Origin of the sequence: Actinomadura logoneensis (genome assembly GCF_003428695.1) — a bacterium.
Taxonomy (GTDB): Bacteria; Actinomycetota; Actinomycetes; order Streptosporangiales; family Streptosporangiaceae; genus Spirillospora; species Spirillospora logoneensis.
Map to the genome: position 1 here is coordinate 1 of NZ_QURH01000561.1, position 1,695 is coordinate 1,695.

Below are 1,695 nucleotides of genomic sequence, written 5' to 3' on the forward strand. Positions count from 1 at the left end.
CGCGCGGCGGGTCCCGGGCGGACCCGGACCCGCGCGCCGCCCGGCCGGCGGAGGCTCATTGCTCGCGCGCCTCGGTGACGTCCGCGAGATGGCGGACGACGTCGGCGAACCGGTGCCGCCGGGCGAAGACCTCGCGCTGGCGCCGGGCCCCGCAGCCCTCGCGCCGCAGCCTCGCGACGGTGGTGGTGACGTGGTCGAGGTCGCCGGCGGCGCGCAGGTCGTCGTGCACGTGCTCGACCAGCTCGTCCACCATGGCGTGCGCGGGGACGAGCTCGGCCGTGCGCGGATGGAGGGCCTGCCCCTCCAGGCCGTCGCGCGCGGCCCGCCAGCGGGCCAGGGGCAGGAGCTCGTCGCGGACGCCGGAGCCGGGCGGCCCGTCCTCGGCGGCGGCGCGCAGGGCGGTCCGCACCAGCGCGCGGGCCAGGACGGCCTGCAGGACGGCCTCGTCCACGCTCGCCGCGACGTCGGGGGCGCGGACCTCCAGGGTCGGCCAGGTCATGGACGGGCGGGCGTCCCAGTAGACCATCTTCGCGTCCATGATCGTCCCGGTGGAGATCAGGGTGTCGAGCGTGGCCCGGTAGTGCTCCGGGGAGGCCAGCCGCGGCGGGATGCCGGAGCAGGGCCACATCGCGCCGGCGACCGTGCGCCAGCTGGCGTGGCCGGAGTCGGTGCCGTCCACGAACGGGGAGTTGGCGCCGAGCGCGATCAGCGTCGGCAGCCAGGGCCGCAGGTGGTCGCAGGCGCGGACGGCCTCGGCGAGGTCGAGGGTGCCGACGTGGACGTGGCAGCCGCTGTTGGCGAAGGTCTCGGTGAGCGCGCCGAACCGGGCGCGCTGGACGTGGCGTCGCGGCTCGTCGGCGAGCACCGGGTCGCCCGCCCGCCGCAGCACCGGCGTCGCGCAGGCGACCAGCCGGCATCCGCGCGCCGCCGCGGCCTCGGCGAACCCGCGCCGCAGCCGCAGCAGCTGGTCGTGCAGCTCCCGGGCCGTCCGCGCGACCGGGCTCGCCGACTCCACCTGGAACCGGGTGGCCTCCCGGTGCATGGTCCCGCTGCCGTCGTCGGCGTCGGCGAGGACGGTCTGGGCCATCGCGGCCGGTTCGAGGGTGTCGGCGTCGACGAGGACGAACTCCTCCTCGACCCCCATGGTCAGCGGTGACCGGGACGTCGGCGGTTCCATGGGCGCGGGCCTGACACCTGGTGTGGACACTCTGCTCCTCCACCTGGGCTCGGATGTGCCGGACGGATCCCGGTGTCCTCTCGGGCAGGACCCGCTCACACCCTCACATTGTCACCCAATGCACATAGATCATAACCTAAGGTCATGGAATGGAGTCGCCGATCATGTTCCCCGGCGGCGCGGCCCCGCACCGCCTCCGCGTCGGTGATGGCGACGGCCACGGCGTCCGGCCGTCCCCGCACCCGGCGGACGGGCCGCTACAGGAGGCCGCGGTCGTGGGCGGCGGCCACGGCCTCGCCGCGCGAGGACGCGTCGAGCTTCGCCATCAGGTTGGAGACGTGGACGCTGGCCGTCTTGGGGGAGATGAACAGCTCGGCGGCGATCTCCCTGTTGGAGCGGCCCCGGGCCAGCAGGCGCAGCACCTCCGACTCGCGCGCGGTCAGCAGCCGCCGGCCGCCCGCCCCCGCCAGCCCGGCGCGGCGGGCCCGTTCGGAGATCCGCCGCCGGAGCGGCGCGGC

Annotated in this window: 2 protein-coding genes; both read right to left on the reverse strand. The window is 76.3% G+C overall.

Going from position 1 to position 1,695, the window contains the following annotated elements:
* Nucleotides 1-55: 55 nt before the first annotated feature.
* Nucleotides 56-1,177 carry a carboxylate-amine ligase gene (locus DZF91_RS24160; RefSeq protein ID WP_117359585.1) on the reverse strand — a complete coding sequence of 374 codons (1,122 nt, stop codon included), beginning with the start codon at nt 1,175-1,177 and terminating at the stop codon, nt 56-58.
* A gap of 257 nt (nt 1,178-1,434) precedes the next feature.
* A partial coding sequence (locus tag DZF91_RS24165) for a response regulator transcription factor (RefSeq protein WP_147341340.1) occupies nt 1,435-1,695 on the reverse strand: 261 nt, incomplete at its 5' end.

Bases quoted from the DNA above. Each gene is read 5' to 3' on its own strand.
- DZF91_RS24160 (WP_117359585.1), bottom strand. From the start codon at position 1,177: ATGGAACCGCCGACGTCCCGGTCACCGCTGACCATGGGGGTCGAGGAG.